19 protein-coding genes and 2 rRNA genes are annotated in these 24,289 nt (G+C 47.0%); all 21 read left to right on the forward strand.

What is annotated here, in order from left to right:
• The first annotated feature begins 30 nt into the window (after window positions 1-30).
• The 21 genes from hpt (at window position 31) to NYE58_RS00435 (ending at window position 24,179) form a co-directional block, all read left to right on the forward strand.
• Window positions 31-570 (forward strand): hypoxanthine phosphoribosyltransferase, encoded by a 540-nt coding sequence (hpt, locus tag NYE58_RS00335; RefSeq protein WP_036678757.1) that lies wholly within the window; start codon window positions 31-33, stop codon window positions 568-570.
• Between the two features lie 109 nt (window positions 571-679).
• Entirely contained in the window at window positions 680-2,734 is a 2,055-nt protein-coding gene (gene ftsH, locus NYE58_RS00340; protein ID WP_036678755.1) for an ATP-dependent zinc metalloprotease FtsH, read from the forward strand.
• Between the two features lie 259 nt (window positions 2,735-2,993).
• On the forward strand, window positions 2,994-3,932 hold the full coding sequence (gene nadA / locus NYE58_RS00345) for a quinolinate synthase NadA (RefSeq protein WP_036678753.1): 939 nt from the start codon (window positions 2,994-2,996) through the stop codon (window positions 3,930-3,932).
• A gap of 39 nt (window positions 3,933-3,971) precedes the next feature.
• Window positions 3,972-5,588, forward strand: coding sequence for an L-aspartate oxidase (gene nadB, locus NYE58_RS00350; protein ID WP_076277923.1), 1,617 nt, complete (start codon window positions 3,972-3,974; stop codon window positions 5,586-5,588).
• On the forward strand, window positions 5,578-6,453 hold the full coding sequence (gene nadC / locus NYE58_RS00355) for a carboxylating nicotinate-nucleotide diphosphorylase (protein WP_076220479.1): 876 nt from the start codon (window positions 5,578-5,580) through the stop codon (window positions 6,451-6,453). The genes nadB and nadC overlap by 11 nt, the downstream gene beginning before the upstream one ends.
• Window positions 6,450-7,217, forward strand: a complete 768-nt coding sequence (locus NYE58_RS00360) for a type III pantothenate kinase (RefSeq protein WP_036678745.1) — start codon at window positions 6,450-6,452, stop codon at window positions 7,215-7,217. Before nadC ends, NYE58_RS00360 begins: the two co-directional genes overlap by 4 nt.
• 47 nt (window positions 7,218-7,264) lie before the next feature.
• Window positions 7,265-8,149 carry an Hsp33 family molecular chaperone HslO gene (gene hslO, locus NYE58_RS00365; protein WP_036678742.1) on the forward strand — a complete coding sequence of 295 codons (885 nt, stop codon included), beginning with the start codon at window positions 7,265-7,267 and terminating at the stop codon, window positions 8,147-8,149.
• Between the two features lie 9 nt (window positions 8,150-8,158).
• Window positions 8,159-9,103, forward strand: coding sequence for a peptidylprolyl isomerase (locus NYE58_RS00370; RefSeq protein WP_341000888.1), 945 nt, complete (start codon window positions 8,159-8,161; stop codon window positions 9,101-9,103).
• 141 nt (window positions 9,104-9,244) lie between these two features.
• Window positions 9,245-10,183 (forward strand): cysteine synthase A, encoded by a 939-nt coding sequence (cysK, locus tag NYE58_RS00375; RefSeq protein WP_341000889.1) that lies wholly within the window; start codon window positions 9,245-9,247, stop codon window positions 10,181-10,183.
• A gap of 338 nt (window positions 10,184-10,521) precedes the next feature.
• Window positions 10,522-12,135 carry an anthranilate synthase component I family protein gene (locus NYE58_RS00380; RefSeq protein ID WP_341000890.1) on the forward strand — a complete coding sequence of 538 codons (1,614 nt, stop codon included), beginning with the start codon at window positions 10,522-10,524 and terminating at the stop codon, window positions 12,133-12,135.
• Window positions 12,132-12,713 carry an aminodeoxychorismate/anthranilate synthase component II gene (gene pabA, locus NYE58_RS00385; RefSeq protein WP_036678733.1) on the forward strand — a complete coding sequence of 194 codons (582 nt, stop codon included), beginning with the start codon at window positions 12,132-12,134 and terminating at the stop codon, window positions 12,711-12,713. The genes NYE58_RS00380 and pabA overlap by 4 nt, the downstream gene beginning before the upstream one ends.
• Window positions 12,710-13,591 (forward strand): aminotransferase class IV, encoded by an 882-nt coding sequence (locus NYE58_RS00390; protein ID WP_341000891.1) that lies wholly within the window; start codon window positions 12,710-12,712, stop codon window positions 13,589-13,591. The genes pabA and NYE58_RS00390 overlap by 4 nt, the downstream gene beginning before the upstream one ends.
• Window positions 13,588-14,445 (forward strand): dihydropteroate synthase, encoded by an 858-nt coding sequence (folP, locus tag NYE58_RS00395; protein ID WP_341000892.1) that lies wholly within the window; start codon window positions 13,588-13,590, stop codon window positions 14,443-14,445. Before NYE58_RS00390 ends, folP begins: the two co-directional genes overlap by 4 nt.
• A 30-nt stretch (window positions 14,446-14,475) precedes the next feature.
• Entirely contained in the window at window positions 14,476-14,838 is a 363-nt protein-coding gene (folB, locus tag NYE58_RS00400) for a dihydroneopterin aldolase (RefSeq protein ID WP_036678726.1), read from the forward strand.
• A gap of 11 nt (window positions 14,839-14,849) precedes the next feature.
• Window positions 14,850-15,401 carry a 2-amino-4-hydroxy-6-hydroxymethyldihydropteridine diphosphokinase gene (gene folK / locus NYE58_RS00405; RefSeq protein ID WP_036678725.1) on the forward strand — a complete coding sequence of 184 codons (552 nt, stop codon included), beginning with the start codon at window positions 14,850-14,852 and terminating at the stop codon, window positions 15,399-15,401.
• Window positions 15,353-15,562: a helix-turn-helix domain-containing protein gene (locus NYE58_RS00410; RefSeq protein WP_076099929.1), complete on the forward strand. Its 210-nt coding sequence runs from the start codon at window positions 15,353-15,355 to the stop codon at window positions 15,560-15,562. Before folK ends, NYE58_RS00410 begins: the two co-directional genes overlap by 49 nt.
• Window positions 15,563-15,595: 33 nt before the next feature.
• The gene (dusB, locus tag NYE58_RS00415; RefSeq protein ID WP_076130084.1) at window positions 15,596-16,612 is read left to right on the forward strand and encodes a tRNA dihydrouridine synthase DusB; all 1,017 of its coding nucleotides are present in this window, start codon (window positions 15,596-15,598) and stop codon (window positions 16,610-16,612) included.
• Window positions 16,613-16,813: 201 nt separating this feature from the next.
• Window positions 16,814-17,293, forward strand: coding sequence for a transcription elongation factor GreA (gene greA, locus NYE58_RS00420; protein ID WP_036678719.1), 480 nt, complete (start codon window positions 16,814-16,816; stop codon window positions 17,291-17,293).
• Between the two features lie 247 nt (window positions 17,294-17,540).
• Complete coding sequence (gene lysS / locus NYE58_RS00425; RefSeq protein WP_076277918.1) at window positions 17,541-19,058, forward strand: lysine--tRNA ligase; 1,518 nt, start codon at window positions 17,541-17,543, stop codon at window positions 19,056-19,058.
• Window positions 19,059-19,463: 405 nt separating this feature from the next.
• A 16S ribosomal RNA gene (locus NYE58_RS00430) occupies window positions 19,464-21,021 on the forward strand.
• A gap of 232 nt (window positions 21,022-21,253) precedes the next feature.
• Window positions 21,254-24,179 (forward strand): 23S ribosomal RNA (locus NYE58_RS00435).
• Together the 16S and 23S rRNA genes form the textbook arrangement of a ribosomal RNA operon.
• Window positions 24,180-24,289: the final 110 nt, after the last annotated feature.

The following is a 24,289-nucleotide window of genomic DNA, read 5'->3' on the forward strand; positions in this document are numbered from 1 at the left end:
TTCATAGTATAACTTAGGAGGTTTCGCAAGTTGCAAAACGATATTCAAGAAGTATTGATCACCGAAGAGGAACTTCAGCAGAAAATTAAGGAGCTCGGTCGAACACTGAGCGAAGAATACGCAGGTCGTACCCCTTTAGTAATTTGTGTACTAAAAGGTGCGTTTATATTTATGGCAGATTTGGTTAAAGCCATTACAGTACCTGTTGAGATGGATTTCATGGCAGTGTCCAGCTATGGAGCATCCACCAAGTCCTCTGGAGTAGTCAAAATTATTAAGGATTTGGATGTATCGGTAGAAGGCCGCGATATCTTGATCGTTGAAGATATTATTGACAGTGGTCTTACACTCAGCTATTTAATTGAGTTGCTCCGCAACCGGAATGCTGCTACTATCTCTGTGGTTACCTTGTTTGATAAACCATCAGGCCGCACTGTTAATCTTGAAGCCAGCTACACAGGCTTCGTGTTACCTGACGAATTTGTAGTAGGCTACGGATTGGATTATGCCGAGCGGTATCGGAACCTCCCATATGTTGGAGTACTGAAACCTGAGATTTATTCCAATTGAACTAAGGACTGCCTCGATCATACGGATCGGATACCCACAACTTCCTTTATTTGAGGTGTCCCAAGAGGCTATGGTACAATAACTTGAGTGTTGTGAGAGGAGGTAGGGGATGAATCGGTTCATCCGGAATTCTGGTTTTTATTTGATTTTATTTTTAGTCGTGGTGGGTATTGTCCAGTTTGTGAGCAATGGAAATGAAGCCGCCGATTTCCCTAGATACGACGAGTTACGGCAGGAGATCAAGAACAACAATGTGAAGGATTTGACGGTTCAGTTTGAGGGTAATGCCTTTCTGGTCACAGGCGAGTATAGAGAGCTGCCTGCCGATACTAAATCAAAAAGCTTCTCCACATATATTCCTCCTACAGATGCCGCTATCAATGAACTGATTCAAGCCAGTGATGTTAATGGGATTGAATTAACTCAGAAGAAAATGGAAGGTACCAGCATTTGGCTGACATTCCTTTCTTCAATTATCCCGCTGGTAATTATGTTCATCTTGTTCTTCTTCCTGTTTAACCAGGCGCAAGGTGGCGGCGGTAAAGTCATGAATTTCGGCAAGAGCAAGGCTCGGTTATATAATGAAGAGAAGAAGAAAATCAGCTTTGAGGATGTAGCAGGGGCGGACGAAGAGAAGCAAGAGCTTGTCGAAGTCGTTGAGTTCCTAAAAGATCCACGCAAATTTGCAGCTGTTGGCGCACGTATTCCTAAGGGCGTATTGCTTGTAGGTCCTCCGGGAACAGGTAAAACATTGCTTGCCCGTGCGGTAGCAGGTGAAGCTGGCGTTCCTTTCTTTAGTATTTCCGGTTCTGACTTTGTGGAAATGTTCGTGGGTGTCGGTGCTTCTCGGGTACGTGATTTGTTCGAGAATGCTAAGAAGAATGCTCCATGTATTATCTTCATTGATGAAATTGATGCTGTGGGTCGTCAGCGTGGCGCCGGTCTTGGTGGCGGACATGACGAGCGTGAACAGACGCTTAACCAATTGCTGGTTGAGATGGATGGATTCGGTGGTAACGAAGGCATTATTATTGTAGCGGCGACTAACCGCGCTGATATACTTGATCCGGCATTGCTTCGTCCAGGACGTTTTGACCGTCAAATTACGGTTGACCGTCCTGATGTGAAAGGCCGTGAAGCTGTACTTAAGGTTCACGCTCGTAACAAACCGCTTACGAAAGATGTAAGACTGGATGTTGTTGCTAAACGCACAACCGGATTCACAGGTGCTGATCTGGAGAATTTGCTGAATGAGGCAGCTTTGCTAGCTGCACGTCGTAACCGTAAAGATATTTCCATGATTGAAGTGGATGAAGCTATTGACCGTGTTATCGTAGGTACTGAGAAACGCAGCCGTGTGATCAGTGACCGCGAGAAACGTATTGTAGCTTATCATGAAGCAGGCCATACTATTGCAGGTTACTTCCTTGAGCACGCCGATATGGTGCATAAAGTTACTATTATCCCACGCGGACGTGCAGGCGGATATGTTATTATGCTTCCGAAGGAAGATCGGATGATCGTTACCAAGCAGGAGCTTTTGGATAAGGTTACTGGATTACTGGGTGGACGTGTTGCTGAAGAATTGTTTATTGGTGAGATCGGTACGGGTGCATACAGTGACTTCCAACAGGCTACGCGCATCGTGCGTGCCATGATTATGGAGTACGGTATGAGCGATAAGCTTGGACCTATGCAGTTCGGATCTTCTCAAGGTCAAGTATTCTTGGGTCGTGATATTGGGCATGAACAGAATTACAGTGACTCCATTGCTTATGAGATTGATCAGGAAATGCAGAACTTTATTACTTCGAGTTACGAACGTTGTAAAGATCTGTTGATCAAACACTCCAAAGAAATGCACTTGATTGCCAATACATTACTTGAGAAAGAAACACTTGAGCTTGATCAGATCACACAACTGATTGAACAAGGATTCCTTTCCGAGGATGGTAAACCAGAGGGTGGCGAAGGTGTTGCCCATGAAGTTGGCGAGCCTGTCATCGACAATATCGGTGATGTGCGAGTTCGCATTCAAGGCAAGCCTGAGGATGAACAGTCCACACTTCCTGACCTGTCGAAGGATATCCCGAATAACCCTGATTCTGAGGGTAATGACGGTTCCGGTGATGACAACAAAGGTGGGGGCACTAGCCTTACCTAATTGGGTCCACCATTCATATGATGTAAATTTATCCGGAGAACGTAACTGTTCTCCGGATTTTTTATTTTAATTTTTAAGGGATTCTATGCCTTAAAGCCTGTCCAGTTACATTGACAGAGGCTGGAACGTTGTGTACATTAGTGATTAATATTACTTACTATTTATATCAGCATGTTCATTTTTTCACCATGATGGCGCATGCCATTTGATAACATCATGTCGGCGAAAAGCCGCGAGGATTTAAGGGGGAGAACAATCGGTGGAAGCTCTGGCGCTTGAGCGCAAGCAGGAACAGAATCGAGAACTTCGTATACGTCTTGAACAGCTTAAAAAGGAACGAAACGCAATCATTTTAGCTCATTATTATCAACGTGATGAAATTCAGGAGGTTGCCGATTTCCGGGGCGACTCTTTTTTACTCGCTCAGAAGGCTGCAGAGACAGATGCAGAAGTTATTGTATTCTGCGGTGTTCATTTCATGGGGGAAAGTGCAAAAATTCTAGCCCCGAACAAAACCGTCCTTATTCCTGATGAACGTGCAGGCTGTCCAATGGCAGATATGGTCAATGTAGACGGTTTGCGTAAGCTAAAAGCTCAACATCCAAATGCTAAAGTAGTCACTTATATCAACTCGTCCGCCGAGATTAAAGCAGAAACCGATATTTGTTGTACCTCTGCTAATGCTGTGAAAGTAATCGAATCCCTTGACGCCGAAGAGATTATTTGGGTCCCAGATAAGAATCTTGGTCAATATGTACAAGATCAGACGGGCAAGAAGCTGATTATTTGGGAAGGCTATTGCAACACTCACGACATGTTGACCGTCAAAGATGTAGTAGAAATGAGAGCAAAATATCCAGATGCGGAATTTGTAGTTCATCCAGAGTGTCGTCCTGAAGTAGTCGCCATGGGTGACTATGTAGGCAGCACTACATCAATTCTGGAGTATTGCCGGAAATCGGATCGTAAGCAATTTATCGTTGGAACGGAAGATGGTACCGGATATCAGCTTCGTAAGGATAGTCCAGATAAAGAATTCCATTTTGCTACCAAATTTCTTGTTTGTCCTAATATGAAAGTTAATAATCTAAAAAAACTGGTGAAATGCCTGGAGACGATGAAGCCACAAATCTATGTACCGCCTGCTGTCGCCGACAAAGCCAGAACATCCCTAGAGCGCATGCTACAAGTCCGGTAGCATGCGCTACTCTTTCGTTGAAACAGGTGAAAAGCGGTCATGATTCCACAATATTTGGTTGATTTTGATCTTCGGGATATTCCTACGGTAAAGACAGATTGTATTGTTATTGGTTCAGGGATTGCCGGGTTATTCACAGCTATTAAAGCCAGTGAAGATCGGCGTGTCATAATGATCACAAAGAAATCAGTAATGGAAAGTAATACTCGCTATGCACAGGGGGGGATCGCAGCTGTTATAGCTGAGGATGATTCCCCTGCTTACCACCGGCAGGATACCTTAATGGCCGGAGCAGGTCTTTGCTCCTCAACAGCTGTCGATGCACTTGTTAATGAAGGGCCGGAAGGCGTTCATGAGTTAATTCGCTTAGGAACTCTGTTTGATAAGGAAGATGGGGTACTGGCTTTGACTCAGGAAGGTGCACACAGCCACCGCCGTATTTTGCATGCTAATGGGGATGCTACAGGTTATGAGATTGTTCGTGCATTGGCGGAACAGGTAGCCGAACATGAGAATATTGAGGTCTGGGATGATCATTATGTTATCGATCTCATCACTGAAGGTGGAGAATGTGTAGGCGCATTATTGCAACGGCCCGGTGGTGGAAGGTTGTTCCTGCAAGGGGATGCGACCATTTTGTGCTCTGGTGGAGCAGGACAATTATATCGATACACTACCAACCCAGAAGTAGCTACAGGAGATGGTGTAGCGATCGCCTATCGCGCTGGGGCTCATATACGAGATATGGAATTTATTCAATTTCATCCTACAGCACTTAGTTACCCGGGAGCTCCTAGATTTTTAATCTCCGAAGCTGTGCGTGGGGAAGGAGCAGTCTTGCGCAATATTAATGGAGAACGGTTCATGGAACGTTATCATGACCTGCTTGAGCTAGCTCCGCGGGATATTGTAGCACGAGCTATTGTAAGTGAAATGGAACATACTAAATCAACGTTCGTTTATTTGGATATTACACATGAATCTCCAGAGATGGTGAAGCATCGGTTTCCCACAATATATGAGACATGTATGGGCTATGGACTGGATATTACAAGTGATTGGATTCCAGTGGCTCCCGCTGCGCATTATATGATGGGGGGGATTAAGACCGATCTGAATGGAGAGAGCACCATCCCACGTCTGTTTGCTTGCGGAGAGGTTTCCTCCACAGGCCTGCATGGCGCTAACCGTTTAGCTAGTAATTCATTATCTGAGGCCATTGTATTCGGACAGCGTATTATTGATCGGATTCATGAGCTTTCCCCGCTGGACCGTGATGTTTTATCGGTTAAGAGTAACGAGGGACGTGTAGATTCGCCAACTCAAGCTATTGTGGAACGTCGTTTGAAGCTACAGAAGGTAATGGTTCGATATGCCGGACTACGTCGTAACGAAGAGATGTTACTTAAAGGACTAGATGAATTAAAACGACAGCTGCCAATCTTTGGATCAGCATTGTCCAAACGTGAGGAATATGAATTTGCTAATATGCTGACCTGCTGTTTGCTTGTGACAGAGTCTGCTCTGGCACGGGAAGAGAGCCGTGGGGCGCATTACCGTGAGGATTATCCGCAGCGGGATGATGATCAGTGGCGTAAGCACCTGCTTCAAATTCGCGAACTGGGAATAGTGGAGGAATTAAGCGATGATGTTTAATGGTTACAATGAAGAGCTAGTACAATCCATCAAGGCCTGGTTGCGGGAAGATGTTGGTTCCGGAGATGTAACCACGCAGATGACGATTCCAGTGGGCCATGAGTCCAAAGGGATTATTCATGCCAAGGAAGACGGTATAATTTGTGGCATTCCAATTGCAGAGCTGGTTTTTGAAATTGTGGATCCGGCGCTTAGTTTTACAGCACTTGTCGAGGAAGGTCAAGCTGTAACCAAAGGGACTGTAATTATTGAGGTTGAGGGCAGCACACATGCGATTCTAACAGGTGAGCGGCTTGCGCTTAACTTGATGCAGCGTCTTTCGGGTGTGGCATCACGAACAGCTTCTTTCGTGCAGGTGTTGGAGGGATTACCAACTCGTCTAGTGGACACACGTAAGACAACACCAGGTCACCGGATGCTGGAGAAATATGCTGTTCGTATTGGTGGAGGCTTTAATCACCGTTTTGGGTTATATGATGCAGTTATGATCAAGGATAATCATATCAAAGGCGCAGGTGGTATTCGGCAGGCTGTAGGTCGTGCCCGGAAGAACATCCCGCATACGATGAGCATCGAAGTGGAGACCGAGAATTTAGAGCAAGTCGAAGAGGCGCTGGCAGCAGGTGCTGATATTATAATGCTCGATAACATGTCTAACGATATGATGAAGCAAGCCGTGGCTAGGATTAAATCGAAAGCTCCGCATGTTAAGACAGAGGCTTCTGGCAATGTATCGTTAGAAACCTTACGCGGGATTGCTGAAACGGGTGTGGATGTGATTTCTGTCGGGCGCCTTACGTACTCCTTCTCCAGTCTGGATATCAGTCTAGACCTTAATGCCAAGAAGGAAGGGCCTTTGTCATGATGCTTGCTGTCGATATCGGTAATACCAATATTGTTCTCGGTGTATATAGAAAACGCGAATTGCTGCATCATTTTCGGCTAAGCACTGCGCGTCAATCGACCGTGGATGAATATGGAGTAATGATACACAATCTTTTTCACATGTCAGGTATATCTGTCAAAGACGTTGAAGGTGTAATTATATCTTCGGTTGTTCCGCCACTAGTTAAGACTATTGAGGATATGTGTATTAAATATATAGGGAAAGACCCATTGATTGTTGGACCAGGGATTAAGACGGGGCTTAACTTACGTTATGAGAATCCGCGTGAAATTGGCGCAGACCGGATTGTTAATGCAGTTGCTGCGATTGAACAATACAAATGTCCACTTGTCGTTGTTGATTTTGGTACGGCTACGACTTTTGACTGCATAGATGCAGGTGCTAATTATCTTGGTGGGGCGATTGTCCCCGGTCTAGGCATTTCAACGGAGGCATTATACCAGCGGGCATCTAAGCTGCCGCGAATTGAATTGGAGAAGCCTAAAAAGGTCATCGGGCGTAATACGGTGCACGCGATGCAGGCCGGGATTATTTTTGGCTATGCGGGTCAGGTTGAGGGCATTGTTAAACGAATTAAAGTCGAGATGAACGCTCCCGAACTGAAGGTTATTTCGACCGGAGGCCTCGCCTCCCTAATTGCGGGTGAAACGGACTGTATCGATGAAGTAAATCCTATGTTAACGCTAGAAGGATTAAGAATTATTTACGATCGTAACCAATAAAGATAAAGAAGCCTAAAAGGCGAAGAGATAGGAGGGCTATGCACCCAATGGAAAAAAAGAAGGATCGACTAATCCGCGGCACGGCTCTTAATGGTAAAGTGAGAGCGTTTGCTGTCCGCACAACTGAATTGGTTGAAGAACTGAGACGCAGACACGATACGTATCCAACGGCTACAGCCGCAATGGGACGTACAGTTACCGCTGCAGCCATGATGGGCGCTATGCTCAAGGGTAGTGAGAAGCTGAGTATTATGGTTAAAGGGAATGGACCGATCGGACAAATCGTTGCAGAATCCAATGCATTGGGAGAAGTGCGTGGTTATGTGCATAATCCTCACATTCATTTACCGAGCAATAGCATGGGGAAGCTGGATGTAGCTGGAGCGGTGGGAACTGAAGGGTTCATTGATGTTATAAAAGATTTAGGTATGAAAGAGCCGTACAGAGGTAGTATTCCTATTATCTCCGGGGAGCTTGGCGATGATTTTACCTATTATTTTGCGGTTTCTGAGCAAACTCCAGCTGCGGTCGGCCTAGGTGTACTGGTAGATACCGATGAGTCAGTAATTGTGGCTGGAGGATTTATTGTTCAGCTTCTTCCTGGTCTGACTGATGCGGAGATCACAGAGATTGAAAAAGCTGTAGGGGCGATGCCTTCTGTAACAGCGCTTCTCGATCAGGGGCTGGAGCCAGAAGAAATGCTGCGCTACCTGTTGCCGGATGCAGTGGTTATGGATGAACTGGATATTAACTTTGCTTGTCAGTGTTCGCGTGAGCGGGTAGAGCAGACATTGGTTAGCTTAGGACGGGATGAACTGGAGAGATTAATTGCAGAAGATGAACAGGCTGAAGTCGTATGCCATTTTTGCAATGAGGCTTATGTTTTCAATAAGGACGATTTACAGGTCATTTTAGAACAAGCGAATTCGTAGGGTATTGGGATGATGACGAGACAGGAACGTGCACTTCGCAATACGGTTATTATTCTAGCTGTTGCAACTTTAATGCTCGGGGGTCTATTATTCTGGAGTTTGCGCGCCATGGCCCTTCTTAAAGGAGATACAACAGACAATGAATCACCGGATGTAGCGACTGCAGGCGGACAACCGATAACGGATCAGCAGTGGATGGATGAGCTCAAAAAAAAGCATGGAGAAGAAGTGTTAATCAGTATGCTTAACCATATTGTCGTGAACATGGAAGCTAAGGCATTAGGAATTACCGTGACAGACGATGAGGTTAAGCAGGAACTGGCACGCACTATAGTTGGGTACGAATCAGAAGCGCAATATTATGCTCAAATGCAATCTCAGCTCGGATTATCTCGTCAGGAAGTGTTCGCAGAGACAGATTATCGTCTGTCCTTACAAGCGATAGCCACGGTGGGCATTACAATCAGTGATGCCGATATAGATGCTTATTTAGAGCAAAATGCCGAGCGCTTCATTCCAAAAAAGGAAATGCAGCTTTCTATGATCAAGGTTTCATCCTATGAGGAAGGGCAGCAGGTAATGGATCGCTTGGAACAGGGTGAGAATTTCGCTGATTTGGCTAGGGAAGTGTCTAATGATGATGAGAGTCGGCAGCACGGAGGCAGCTTAGGTAAAGTAGAGGAAGACGACCCTTTTTGGCCAGAGGGAATGTTAAAGACTGCCGCTGGATTGGATGTGGGTGATATAGCCGGTCCGATCGAGACAGGGGAAGACTTCGCCATTATCCGCTTGGAGAGTATTCACTCTCCAGAAATGCCGGATCAGAAAGAAATTCGGGCGCTTGTACGTCAAGAGCTGGCTTTGGAGCAAGCCCCTCCCTTGCAGCAGGTGGAAAGCGATTTACGCAATAAATATGAGGTATCAATAAATATTGACAATAGCCTGCAAGATTGATAATATGATATTAACGTAAACCCTACCGTTTTAGTCGGAAATAACTGACGGTGGTCAACAATTTAAACTCCATACACAGAAGCATAAAGTCATAATTTACGTTCTTATATCGCATTTATCATTCTAAGGAGGTTTTTGCTCATGGCTAAAGTCGTTAACAACGTAACAGAATTGATCGGAGGTACTCCGCTCGTTCGTTTGAATCGTCTGGCACAGGAAGGCTCCGCAGATATTTATTTGAAATTGGAATATCAGAACCCGGGATCAAGCGTAAAAGACCGGATTGCAATCAGCATCGTGGAAGAAGCTGAGCGTGAAGGTCTACTGAAACCGGGAGGTACGATTGTAGAAGCTACTAGTGGTAACACTGGTATCGGCCTGGCACTTGTAGCTGCTGCTAAAGGTTATAAGGCAGTTATCGTAATGCCGGAAACAATGAGCTTGGAGCGCCGTAATCTCCTTCGCGCATATGGAGCGGAATTGGTGCTGACCCCAGGATCGGAAGGTATGAATGGTGCGGTTAAGAAAGCAGACGAAATTCTGAAAGAGAACCCAAGCTATTTCCCATCCGAGCAATTCAAGAATAAAGCGAACGTGAAGATTCACCGTGAGACTACTGGACCTGAAATCATTGACGCTATTGAATCCATCGGCGGTCCTTTGGATGCTTTTATTGCAGGTATCGGAACAGGCGGAACGATCACTGGTGCGGGTGAAGTGCTGAAAAGCCGATATCCTGATATTAAGATCTATGCTGTGGAGCCTGCTGCTTCCCCAATCTTGGCTGGAGGCAAACCAGGCCCTCACAAAATCCAGGGTATCGGAGCTAACTTCATCCCTGAGATTTTGAACCAAGATATCTATGATGAAATCATCCACGTTGAGAATGATGAAGCTTTCGAAACTGCACGTCGTGTAGCTAAAGAAGAAGGCGTCTTGTCTGGTATTTCTTCAGGTGCTGCTGTATTTGCCGCTCTTAAAGTAGCTAAAGATTTAGGCCCTGGCAAAAAAGTAGTAGTCATTATCCCAAGTAACGGCGAACGTTACCTGAGCACACCACTTTACAATTTCGAAGCGTAATTGTTTGCAATAACGTAAATCTATAAGAGTCTTCATACCACTTTTTTGGTGGTGATGGAGACTCTTTTCGTTGATTTAAAAGGCATTTGGTACTTTGCATATATGGCAGGCTAGACGTGGTAATTTTATTATTGTTGAAAAAAGCTCTGGTTTTTACAGGAAACGAAAAAATCATAATAATTTCCTATCGCTGAGGGCTTTTCAATAATGCCTTAAGTACAGTATACTGACAGGCAATATACTACTGACGATTGGACAAAACTAAGCAAATGCTTACGAAGCGAGTTTTGTCTCAAAAATTAAACTGTAAGATGATGCTAGACAAAACTTTTAGGAGGATGGCTTTGGAAATCATAACAACCTGGAACGAGTGGGAACAATGGGCTGCTGAAGACTGGAGCATGTTTCCCTTGATTATAAAATCCCCCCGGTGCACCAACGAATTACCCGCGTCCTGGGAGAAAGCCTGGGAGTTAGCTTCCCAGTATTCTGTAGTTTTAGAAAGTGGTAAGGGTGGCCGTTATACGTACTTGGGCTTAAATCCTGTTTCGATATTGAAAGGCAAGGAGGATAACGCGGAAGTATTTAGCTTCCCTACTGAATCTTTGGAATCAGCATCAGTGAACGAGGAGAGGACACCTGAGGCAACAACACTGCAGGGACAACCGCTGGAGCTACTGCAGCAATGGATGTCGGATTTTACGTCGCCTAAGTTAAAGGATGAAGATGTTCCTCCTTTCTCTGGTGGATGTATTGGATTCCTTGGTTATGATGTGGTTCGTTCTTTGGAACGGTTGCCTTCTTTTGCCCAAGATGATCCTGGTTTTCCTGATTATCTTTTTATGAGGTTTGACGAGATATGGGTTTATGATCACGAAGAGCATGTGCTGTATTGTGCTGTCCACGTTCCAGTTCCAGCAGACTGTGGGCTGGAGGATCTGCAAAATCTCTATCTTGGCAGTATAGAACAGGCTGGACAAATGGTAGAGCAGTGGCAGCTGATATCTTCAGCTGCAGGATTGGATGATGAGGCTGTGGGCAGCATTGAGGCCCTTACAGTTTCATCAGGAGAGTGGCCGGGCATGGCTTCGGCTTTTTCGCCTGAGAAGTTTCAGCAGGCAGTGGTGGACGTTCAGGAATACATCCGCCAAGGCGATGTCTTCCAAGTGAACCTCTCGCTGCGCCAGGAGGCGCAGCTGAAGTCCTCGCCGGAGGATGTTTACGAGTGGCTGCGCAAGCTCAACCCGTCCCCGTACATGGGGCTCTTGCGGTCGCCCGGCTTCGCGCTGTCCAGCGCTTCACCGGAGCTGCTCGTCAAGCTGCACGGGGACAAAGTGAGCGCCCGGCCCATCGCCGGCACCCGGCGCCGGGGACTCACTCCCGCGGAGGATGCCGCCATGGAGGCGGAGCTTCGCGGGAGCGAAAAAGAGATCGCCGAGCATATTATGCTTGTCGATCTGGAACGCAACGACATCGGACGTGTCGCTGCATACGGTTCCGTCAGCGTGCCGGAGCTGATGACGGTGGAGCGCTACTCTCATGTGATGCATCTCGTTTCGCAGGTAGAGGGCCAGATTGCGCCGGATAAAGACGCTTATGCGGTTATCGCAGCTTTATTCCCGGGGGGAACCATCACGGGGGCTCCCAAGGTAAGGACAATGGAGATTATCGAAGAACTGGAGCCGGTTCGACGTGGACCCTATACAGGTTCGATGGGTTTTATTGACTATAACGGCAATATGGAATTAAATATTATTATAAGAACGCTGGCTGTAAAAGACGGGGTCGGATATATTCAGACAGGTGCCGGCATAGTGATCGATTCCGATCCCTACCGTGAATACCGTGAATGCCATAATAAAGCCAAAGCGGTAGTGAAGGCAGTACTCTGTAGTGAACTGCAGCAGGAACTGCCAGCTACCAGCGGAGCCGAAGGGGGAGTAGCACTGTGATCTTGGTCATCGATAATTATGATTCCTTTACGTATAACCTCGTACAGTATTTAGGTGAGCTTGGAGAAGAGGTTAAAGTGCACCGCAACGATGAAATTACTATCGAAGAGATTGAAAAGCTGGCCCCTGACCATATTCTAATTTCACCAGGCCCATGTACGCCAAATGAAGCGGGAATTAGTCTGGAATTGTTGCATCATTTCAAGGGGATCATTCCGATCTTCGGCGTATGCCTTGGACATCAAGCGATTGGACAAGCATTTGGTGGCAATGTCATCCGTGCTGAGCGTTTGATGCATGGGAAGACATCGCCTATTTACCATAACGGGACCTCAGTTTTTGAAGGTCTGGAGTCTCCATTTACAGCTACCCGATATCATTCACTGATTGTAGAGCGGGAGAGTCTCCCAGATTGCTTGGAGATTACGGCTGAGACTGAAGAGGGGGAGATTATGGCATTGCGCCATAAAGAATATCCTATTGAAGGTGTGCAGTTCCACCCGGAATCTATTATTACGGATCATGGTCATACGATGCTGCGTAATTTCTTGAAACGGAGAGCCGGAGAAACGGCATGAAATATATAGGATTTAACAATGGTGTCATTGACGCCCGAGAAGCCGTGGTTTCTGCCTTGGATCACGGCTTTTTGTACGGCATTGGCTTGTTCGAAACCTTTCGGACCTATGGGGGAGTTCCCTTTTTGCTGGAGCGTCATTTGAAGCGTATGGCAGAGGGGTGCAAGGAACTGGGCATTCCATTTGAGGCAGAAGCGGCACATCTACTTGACTGGATTAAGCGCGTGATGGACAAAAATGAATTAAAAGAAGCTTATATACGCTATACCGTAACAGCCGGTGAGGATATTCTCGGATTACCTGCTGGTGATTATCAAAAGCCCAATCATTTGTTGTACATCAAAGCGCTGCCGAAAGTACCAGATAAGCTTTACAGTGAAGGCAAAGAGCTGCAGCTGTTGTCCTTGCGCCGTAATACTCCTGAGGGAACAGTGCGACTCAAGTCGCTGCATTATATGAATAACATTCTGGCTAAGCGTGAGCTTAGAGGGTATGCTTCTGCGGCAAATGGTGCTGAAGGACTAATGCTGTCGGCAGAAGAATTTATTGCGGAGGGCATTGTCAGCAACATCTTTTTTATTAAAAACAACAGGCTCTATACCCCAGATCTCACCACAGGCATTCTTCCGGGAATTACCCGGGAAATGGTGCTGAAGCTGGCTCTTAGTGCAGGCCTTAGTGTTGAAGAAGGAACATATCACTGGGAGCAGTTGAAAGCTGCTGATGAAGTGTTTCTTACCAATTCCGTACAAGAAATTGTTCCTGTTACCGGGGTGTGGCACGGAGATGCAAGATTTACTATAGGTACTGGCCAGTGTGGAACAATTACTGCTGGCTTGATTTCATTATATAGAGATAGGACGGCGATTGCGAAATGAGACCAGTCCTCTTTAAGCGGACATACCGTTGTGGAAATACAGACTTGGAGTTAGGAAATCGAACATTGATTATGGGCATCCTTAATGTTACCCCTGATTCTTTTTCAGATGGAGGACTTTGGGATTATCCGGACAAAGCTGTTGAGCATGCGCTGCGTATGGCTGCAGAGGGTGCTGATATTATTGATATCGGCGGTGAATCTACTCGTCCTGGTCATCAACCGGTGGGACTTGAAGAGGAGTTAGCCCGTGTATTGCCTGTGATTGAGAGTATTCATAAGGCGGCACCTCATCTTCCGTTATCCATCGATACCTATAAAGCTGAGGTAGCCCGCCAAGCTTTAGCTGCGGGTGCTCATATCATTAATGACATATGGGGTTGTAAGGCCGATCCGGAAATGGCGGCAGTGGCCGCTGCTGCTGACTGTCCTATTATTTTGATGCATAACCGGCAGGACCGTAATTATACGAATCTGAGTTCGGATATGTCGGCTGATCTTAAGGAAAGTATTGATCTTGCGTTAGCCGCAGGTGTTAAGCCGGCCAATATCATATTGGATCCAGGTATCGGCTTTGCTAAGGATTATAATGAAAACCTGCAGGCAATGATGCTTTTAGACGGGTTGACTGAGTTAGGCTATCCGTTGTTACTGGCGACATCCCGCAAAAAATTCATCCGCACGGTACTTGATTTGCCGTCTGATGATGTTGTGGAAGGCACCGCAGCTACAGTAGCTTTTGGCATTGCTCAGGGTTGCCAGATCGTCCGTGTACATGATGTATCTCTAATTAATCGAACGGTTAAGATGTGTGATGCGATGTTGTATGCTGCACCTCCAGTGGTGTGTGAATAGCTATATTTTACGAAAAAGGGCGGATTAATCATGGATAAAATGACAATGCATCGCATGGAATATTACGGATACCACGGTGTATTTGAGGAAGAGCGTAAGCTGGGACAACGTTTTTACATTGATTTAGAGCTAGAGCTTGATTTGCAGGGTGCGGGCTTGAATGATGATTTGAGTCAAACTGTGAATTATGCTGAAGTTCATGAATTAGTCAAAAACATTGTCGAAATAAAGTCTTTTAAGTTGATCGAAGCTTTGGCAGAATATATTGCATCCTCCGTACTGGACACTTATACTGTTATCAATGCAGTAACGGTTAAGGTAACTAAACCTCATCCGCCTTTCGACATTCATTTTCAGGGAGTGACTGTAGAGCTGCGCAGAACTAGAAAGTGAGAACAAGGTCCATGAATATACATTCCACCTCTGAAGAATCAGAGGCTTATATTGCTTTAGGGGCTAATTTGGGTGACCGCGAGGGCACACTGTCAGAGGCTTTGAACAGACTGGACGCTCATGATGAAATATCGGTGGTCCGCTGCTCCAAAGTTTACGAGACAGAGCCAGTAGGTTATTTAGATCAGCCGCAGTTTCTCAATATGGCAGCAGCTTTGCGAACGACACTTGCGCCCGAGTCCTTGCTGGAAGTGATGTTGGGGATTGAAACGCAGCTGGGTCGTATCCGGGATATCCGCTATGGACCGAGAACGGTAGATTTGGATTTGTTGTGGGTTGAGGGTCAGGTACTCGATACACCACATTTAACGTTACCGCATCCACGCATGTTAGAGCGTGCTTTTGTATTGTTTCCGCTCAGTGACATCGTTCCACAGAATGAACAATCTTCCGGACTTCGCAAGCTGATTACAGCAGCGCTTCAAGACATAGACGGGAAGGAAGGAATTCGGTTGTGGACAACAAGCGTTTGGGACGGAGGGTCAGGGCATTCCGTAAGCTAAAAGGGTATACTCAACAGGATCTTGCGGATCTTGCCGGAATTTCCTTGGCTGTGCTTGGTGCAGTCGAGAGGGGTAACAGACGATTAGAAGATCAAATTTTAGATAAAATTGCGAATGTTCTAGGGGTTACAACAGAAGAGCTTGTGGATCCCAACTCATAATTTCCAAGAATTAAAAGGCAGGAAGTGATACGAATGCTGAAGATTGGCGATATTGAGATGAAAAATCAGGTTGTTCTGGCACCTATGGCTGGCGTGTGCAATCCGGCTTTTCGTCTGATCGCTAAGGAATTTGGTACAGGTCTGGTCTGTGCGGAAATGGTAAGCGATAAGGCCATTATTCACGGAAATACACGTACTCGCGAAATGTTGTTTGTAGATGAACGGGAGAAACCGCTTAGTTTGCAGATTTTTGGCGGGGATAGAGCGTCACTGGTGCAAGCAGCTAAAGTCGTTGATAAAGAAACCAATGCTGATATTATCGATATCAATATGGGATGCCCAGTGCCAAAAGTGACTAAATGTGATGCGGGAGCCCGCTGGCTTTTGAATCCCGACAAAATCTATGAAATGGTCTCTGCGGTTGTCGATGTTGTCGATAAACCGGTAACCGTGAAAATGCGGATTGGCTGGGACAGTGAGCATATTTTTGTCGAAGATAATGCGCGTGCGGTTGAACGTGCCGGGGGTAAGGCTGTCAGCGTACACGGTCGTACCCGGGAGCAGCTTTACACAGGCCATGCGGACTGGAACTACATCAAGATGGCAAAAGAAGCAGTTTCCATTCCCGTTATCGGCAACGGAGATGTTAATACACCTGAAGATGCTCGGGCTATGTTGGATCAGACTGGCTGCGATGGTGTAATGATCGGGCGTGGAGCACTCGGTAATCCTTGGATGTTGTATCGTACCATTCAATATTTGAGCACCGGCGAGCTTATGCCTGAACCTGGCTTGGATGAGAAGATTAAGGTTGCTATTCTTCATATGGATCGTCTGGTAGCTCTTAAGGGAGAAGCTGTAGCTGTCCGTGAGATGCGTAAGCATATGGCTTGGTACTTAAAAGGCTTGAAGGCTGCCGCTAGAGTGAAGGATGTTCTTATGACAGAAACAAAACGCGATGGAATGGTGAGGATATTGAATGATTTTGTCGTTCAATTAAAGCATGAAGAAGAGAGCAAGGGCATTGAAATGTCTTCTTCTGCTGTATAATCGCCTTTTTTCTGCTGATATTTGAACACATCTGACTTTATATGTGGTGTCATTGACATTTTGTAGCGGTTCCAATATAATTTCACAGTATAAAATCGCCGTTACAGTAAGAGCAATGCAGCAGGGAGGGTTCTTATCCTTCTAGATTAGCATATAGTATGGTGTTTTCAATAATTGTATACGACAGGAGAATCGGTTGAGATGAGCGATAAAGAAGTCATCCTTACGCCGGACGGGCTAAAACGTCTGGAAGATGAGCTGGAGACCCTCAAATCCGTAAAACGCCGTGAGGTTGCTGAACGGATTAAGGTAGCGATTGGCTACGGAGATATCAGTGAGAACTCGGAGTATGAAGACGCGAAGAATGAGCAAGCTTTTATCGAAGGACGCGTTCTCACTTTGGAGAAGATGCTTCGCAACGCGCGTATCATCAATAGCGACGAGATCGTTACTGACGTAGTAAGTATTGGTGTTACTGTAAGTGTCGAGGATTTGGAATATGGGGACACTATGGAGTATACGATCGTAGGTACAGCAGAATCTGATCCACTGAATAACAAGATTTCCAACGAAAGTCCGGTAGGCAAAGCTATTATCGGAAAAAAAATAGGTACGGTAGTTGATGTTTCTACACCTGCAGGAGTTATTCAATATAAAATTCTCGATATCAGAATGAAGTAATATACAGACCTTAATGTCTGTAAATAGATGTGCTGCCATATGTATTAGTCATTTCACTGTACATAGGTAGATAAGGGAACATGTTTGGGAAAGCTTCCTTAGGGAAGCTTTTTTCAAATCATCCAGAAACGATAGGTAAACAAACTGCTTATATTTTGAGCTGGAACGGGACTGTCCTCTAACTATGGAGACGGAGCCGTTTCTTCTTGTGTATATGATATTACTGAGTTATAAGGGGATGAATCGCATGACCGAGGAAATGAACAATGTGGACAATGCAGAGAACGAACTTAGTGAGCTTTTGCAGATCCGCCGTGCCAAACTGGACGAGCTAAGAGGGCTTGGTATTGATCCTTTTGGCAAAAAATACGAGCGCACAGCTAACGCTGGCGATATCGTAGCTAAGTATGATGGACTTTCCAAAGAGGAATTGGACGAGCTTTCTGTTGAAGTGAGCATTGCTGGGCGTATTATGGCAAAACGCGTTATGGGTAAAGCCAGCTTTGCACATATCCAGGACCTTAGCGGAAGAATTCAGCTTTATGTTCGTCAAGACAGCATTCCTGAAACTCAATACACGGCGTTTAATGTTCTCGATCTGGGAGATATTATCGGCGTTCGTGGAACAGTATTCAAAACCAAAACAGGCGAGACCTCCATCAAAGTGCATAATCTTGAAGTCTTGTCCAAATCCCTGCTGCCACTTCCTGAAAAATATCATGGTCTTAAAGATGTAGAACTGCGTTATCGCCAGCGCTATGTTGATTTGATTATTAATCCGGAAGTTCAACAGACCTTTATTGCCCGTTCAAGAATTATTCAATCGATGCGTCGCTATTTGGATTCACTTGGTTATCTTGAAGTTGAAACACCTACACTTCATACGATCGCCGGCGGAGCAGCTGCGCGTCCGTTTATTACTTACCACAACACACTTGAAATGCAGCTGTATATGCGGATTGCTATCGAGCTTCACTTGAAACGCCTTATCGTTGGCGGTTTGGAAAAAGTGTACGAAATCGGTCGTGTCTATCGTAACGAGGGAATGTCGACTCGTCATAATCCAGAGTTCACTATGATTGAGTTGTACGAAGCATATGCCGACTACAAGGACATCATGAATCTCACGGAGAATATGATTGCACATATTGCCCAAGAGGTATTAGGTACACAACTGCTGGATTACCAAGGCAAAGAGGTAAATCTGTCTCCAGGATGGCGTCGTGTAACTATGGTTGATGCTGTTAAAGAAGTAACCGGTGTTGATTTCAGCGTTCACATGACAGATGACGAAGCACAAGCTTTGGCAAAAGAACATCGTGTGCCTGTTGAGAAACATATGACGTTCGGTCATATCCTTAACGCTTTCTTCGAGCAATTTGTAGAGGAAACTCTAATTCAGCCAACCTTTGTAATGGGACACCCTGTTGAGATTTCACCACTTGCGAAGAAAAACGATGAGGATCCACGCTTTACCGATCGTTTTGAGCTGTTTATTGTGGGTCGTGAGCACGCTAATGCATTTAGTGAATTGAATGATCCGATTGACCAACGTCAACGCTTTGAGGCACAGATCCAGGAGAAAGAGCAAGGTAATGACGAAGCTCATGAGATGGATGATGATTTCATCCGCGCCCTGGAATATGGTATGCCACCTACTGGCGGACTGGGAATCGGCGTAGACCGTTTGATCATGCTGCTTACCAATTCTGCATCGATTCGCGATGTATTGCTGTTTCCACATATGCGTAACCGTACTGAATAGTATCTATAGAACACGGGGCTTAAGGGAGCTGTCTAAGGGCAGTTCTCTCAGCTACTGTTGATTAGAAGCAGTGCTTTCACTTCATCGCTCCTATAGAATGTAGAGATTTAATATTAGTTTCAAAAAACTCTTGCAATGCATCTTCATACATGATATATTCTAATTCCGGCCAAGAAGTACACATGCCGAGCTTGAAAAAGAAGTTAAAAAAAGAGCTTGACATTAAATAGCCGAACATGATATAGTATAAGAGTTGCTGCTGAGACATTAAACGGCGCCAACGAGAACTTGATCTTTGAAAACTGAACAACGAGTGAGTAGGAAATCACGTAAGTGAAATCCAAAATTAGAGAATTAATTTTCTCGTCAGATGTTTCAAAATGAGCATATCGCTCTTTTCAATACTAATTGGAGAGTTTGATCCTGGCTCAGGACGAACGCTGGCGGCGTGCCTAATACATGCAAGTCGAGCGGAGTCATTTTGAAAGCTTGCTTTCAAAATGACTTAGCGGCGGACGGGTGAGTAACACGTAGGCAACCTGCCCTTCAGACTGGGATAACTACCGGAAACGGTAGCTAATACCGGATAATTTCTTTTTTCTCCTGAGAGAAGAATGAAAGACGGAGCAATCTGTCACTGAGGGATGGGCCTGCGGCGCATTAGCTAGTTGGTGGGGTAACGGCCCACCAAGGCGACGATGCGTAGCCGACCTGAGAGGGTGAACGGCCACACTGGGACTGAGACACGGCCCAGACTCCTACGGGAGGCAGCAGTAGGGAATCTTCCGCAATGGGCGAAAGCCTGACGGAGCAACGCCGCGTGAGTGATGAAGGTTTTCGGATCGTAAAGCTCTGTTGCCAGGGAAGAACGTCCGGTAGAGTAACTGCTACCGGAGTGACGGTACCTGAGAAGAAAGCCCCGGCTAACTACGTGCCAGCAGCCGCGGTAATACGTAGGGGGCAAGCGTTGTCCGGAATTATTGGGCGTAAAGCGCGCGCAGGCGGCTATTTAAGTCTGGTGTTTAAACCTTGGGCTCAACCTGAGGTCGCACTGGAAACTGGGTGGCTTGAGTACAGAAGAGGAAAGTGGAATTCCACGTGTAGCGGTGAAATGCGTAGATATGTGGAGGAACACCAGTGGCGAAGGCGACTTTCTGGGCTGTAACTGACGCTGAGGCGCGAAAGCGTGGGGAGCAAACAGGATTAGATACCCTGGTAGTCCACGCCGTAAACGATGAGTGCTAGGTGTTAGGGGTTTCGATACCCTTGGTGCCGAAGTTAACACAGTAAGCACTCCGCCTGGGGAGTACGGTCGCAAGACTGAAACTCAAAGGAATTGACGGGGACCCGCACAAGCAGTGGAGTATGTGGTTTAATTCGAAGCAACGCGAAGAACCTTACCAGGTCTTGACATCCCTCTGAATCTGCTAGAGATAGCAGCGGCCTTCGGGACAGAGGAGACAGGTGGTGCATGGTTGTCGTCAGCTCGTGTCGTGAGATGTTGGGTTAAGTCCCGCAACGAGCGCAACCCTTAACTTTAGTTGCCAGCAGGTTAAGCTGGGCACTCTAGAGTGACTGCCGGTGACAAACCGGAGGAAGGTGGGGATGACGTCAAATCATCATGCCCCTTATGACCTGGGCTACACACGTACTACAATGGCCGGTACAACGGGAAGCGAAGCCGCGAGGTGGAGCCAATCCCATCAAAGCCGGTCTCAGTTCGGATTGCAGGCTGCAACTCGCCTGCATGAAGTCGGAATTGCTAGTAATCGCGGATCAGCATGCCGCGGTGAATACGTTCCCGGGTCTTGTACACACCGCCCGTCACACCACGAGAGTTTACAACACCCGAAGTCGGTGGGGTAACCCGCAAGGGAGCCAGCCGCCGAAGGTGGGGTAGATGATTGGGGTGAAGTCGTAACAAGGTAGCCGTATCGGAAGGTGCGGCTGGATCACCTCCTTTCTATGGAGAATCGTTCTCTGCAATGAGAACATTCAAATCGGAAGCTAAGCTTCCAAAACTCAGGTTTAGGCCTGTTACTCACTCGTTGCTCAGTTTTGAGAGTTTAAGCTCTCAAGTAAGACTTGATCCTTGAAAACTGGATACCGAAACGAATTTGCGTTTTAGAACATCTTTTAGCAACTTGTGTAAACAAGTAAATGTTATTAGTGAGATTTTTCTTCGGAAGAATCAAGGTTAAGCTAATAAGAGCACACGGAGGATGCCTAGGCGCCAGGAGCCGACGAAGGACGTGGCGAACAACGAAACTGCCTCGGGGAGCTGTAAGCAAGCTTTGATCCGGGGGTGTCCGAATGGGGAAACCCAGCTGTGGTAATTCGCAGTTACTCATTTCTGAATACATAGGAAATGTAGAGGCAGACCAGGGGAACTGAAACATCTAAGTACCCTGAGGAAGAGAAAACAATAGTGATTCCGTCAGTAGCGGCGAGCGAACGCGGAACAGCCTAAACCTAAGAGCTTGCTCTTAGGGGTTGTGGGACGTCTCACATGGAGTTACAAAGGAATATGGTAGGCGAAGAGGTCTGGAAAGGCCCGCGATAGAGGTAAAAGCCCTGTAACCTAAACTGTGTTCTCTCCGAGACGGATCCCGAGTAGTGCGGGGCACGTGAAACCCCGTATGAATCCAGCAGGACCATCTGCTAAGGCTAAATACTACCTGGCGACCGATAGTGAAACAGTACCGTGAGGGAAAGGTGAAAAGCACCCCGGAAGGGGAGTGAAATAGAACCTGAAACCGTGTGCTTACAAAAAGTCAGAGCCCTATTAATGGGTGATGGCGTGCCTTTTGTAGAATGAACCGGCGAGTTACGTTTAACATGCAAGGTTAAGCCGAGAAGGTGGAGCCGCAGCGAAAGCGAGTCTGAATAGGGCGAATTAGTATGTGGACGTAGACCCGAAACCGTGTGATCTACCCCTGTCCAGGGTGAAGGTGCGGTAACACGCACTGGAGGCCCGAACCCACGTACGTTGAAAAGTGCGGGGATGAGGTGGGGGTAGCGGAGAAATTCCAATCGAACTCGGAGATAGCTGGTTCTCCCCGAAATAGCTTTAGGGCTAGCCTCGGTATAAGAGTAGTGGAGGTAGAGCACTGATTGGGTGCGGGGTCCGCAAGGATTACCAAGCTCAGTCAAACTCCGAATGCCATATACTTATTGCCGGGAGTCAGACAGTGAGTGCTAAGATCCATTGTCAAAAGGGAAACAGCCCAGACCATCAGCTAAGGTCCCCAAGTGTGTGTTAAGTGGGAAAGGATGTGGAGTTGCACAGACAACCAGGATGTTGGCTTAGAAGCAGCCACCATTGAAAGAGTGCGTAATAGCTCACTGGTCGAGTGACTCTGCGCCGAAAATGTAACGGGGCTAAACACACCACCGAAGCTATGGCTAGATGCTTTGCATCTGGGGTAGGGGAGCGTTGTGTAGGGGTTGAAGGTGTACTGAAAAGAGCGCTGGACACTACACAAGTGAGAATGCCGGTATGAGTAACGAAAAGATCAGTGAGAATCTGATCCGCCGAAAGCCCAAGGTTTCCTGAGGAAGGCTCGTCCGCTCAGGGTAAGTCGGGACCTAAGGCGAGGCCGAAAGGCGTAGTCGAAGGACAACAGTTTGAAATTACTGTACCACCGTAATCCGCTATGAGCGATGGGGTGACGCAGGAGGGTAGTGACGCGGACTGATGGATGTCCGTCTAAGCAGTGAGGCTGATGTGTAGGCAAATCCGCACATCATTAAGGCTGGGCTGTGATGGGGAGCGAAAATTGTAGTAGCGAAGGTCATGATCTCACACTGCCAAGAAAAGCCTCTAGCCAGGAGAAGGTGCCCGTACCGCAAACCGACACAGGTAGGCGAGAAGAGAATTCTAAGGCGCGCGGAAGAACTCTCGTTAAGGAACTCGGCAAAATGACCCCGTAACTTCGGGAGAAGGGGTGCCCCGGTAGTGTGAATAGCACGAGGGGGCCGCAGTGAAAAGGCCCAAGCGACTGTTTAGCAAAAACACAGGTCTGTGCGAAGCCGCAAGGCGAAGTATACGGGCTGACGCCTGCCCGGTGCTGGAAGGTTAAGGGGAGTGGTTAGGGGTAACCCGAAGCTATGAACCGAAGCCCCAGTAAACGGCGGCCGTAACTATAACGGTCCTAAGGTAGCGAAATTCCTTGTCAGGTAAATTCTGACCCGCACGAATGGCGTAACGACTTGGGCGCTGTCTCAACGAGAGATCCGGTGAAATTTTAATACCTGTGAAGATGCAGGTTACCCGCGACAAGACGGAAAGACCCCATGGAGCTTTACTGCAGCTTGATATTGAATTTGGGTACGATCTGTACAGGATAGGTGGGAGCCGTAGAAATCGGAGCGCAAGCTTCGGTGGAGGCGCCGTTGGGATACCACCCTGATCGTATCTAGGTTCTAACCTAGTGCCCTTACCGGGTACGGGGACCGTGTCAGGCGGGCAGTTTGACTGGGGCGGTCGCCTCCTAAAGAGTAACGGAGGCGTTCCAAGGTTCCCTCAGAATGGTTGGAAATCATTCGCAGAGTGCAAAGGCATAAGGGAGCTTGACTGCGAGACCTACAAGTCGAGCAGGGACGAAAGTCGGACTTAGTGATCCGGTGGTACCGCATGGAAGGGCCATCGCTCAACGGATAAAAGCTACCCTGGGGATAACAGGCTTATCTCCCCCAAGAGTCCACATCGACGGGGAGGTTTGGCACCTCGATGTCGGCTCATCGCATCCTGGGGCTGAAGTAGGTCCCAAGGGTTGGGCTGTTCGCCCATTAAAGCGGTACGCGAGCTGGGTTCAGAACGTCGTGAGACAGTTCGGTCCCTATCTGTCGTGGGCGCAGGAAATTTGAGAGGAGCTGTCCTTAGTACGAGAGGACCGGGATGGACGTACCGCTGGTGCACCAGTTGTTCCGCCAGGAGCATGGCTGGGTAGCTACGTACGGACGGGATAAGCGCTGAAAGCATCTAAGCGTGAAGCCCCCCTCAAGATGAGATTTCCCAATTAGTAAGACCCCTTGAAGACGACGAGGTAGATAGGTTGGAGGTGGAAGTGCAGCAATGCATGGAGCTGACCAATACTAATCGGTCGAGGGCTTATCCTATATGTAGAATGCAGATTCGTTTCGGATTCAGTTTTCAGGCATCAAGCCTGTAACACGCTTAGAAATTCATTCTCACTTCTGGTGAAGAACCGAATTTCACGCGGCAGCGT

Source organism: Paenibacillus sp. FSL L8-0708 (assembly GCF_038009325.1).
GTDB lineage: Bacteria > Bacillota > Bacilli > Paenibacillales > Paenibacillaceae > Paenibacillus_AQ > Paenibacillus_AQ odorifer.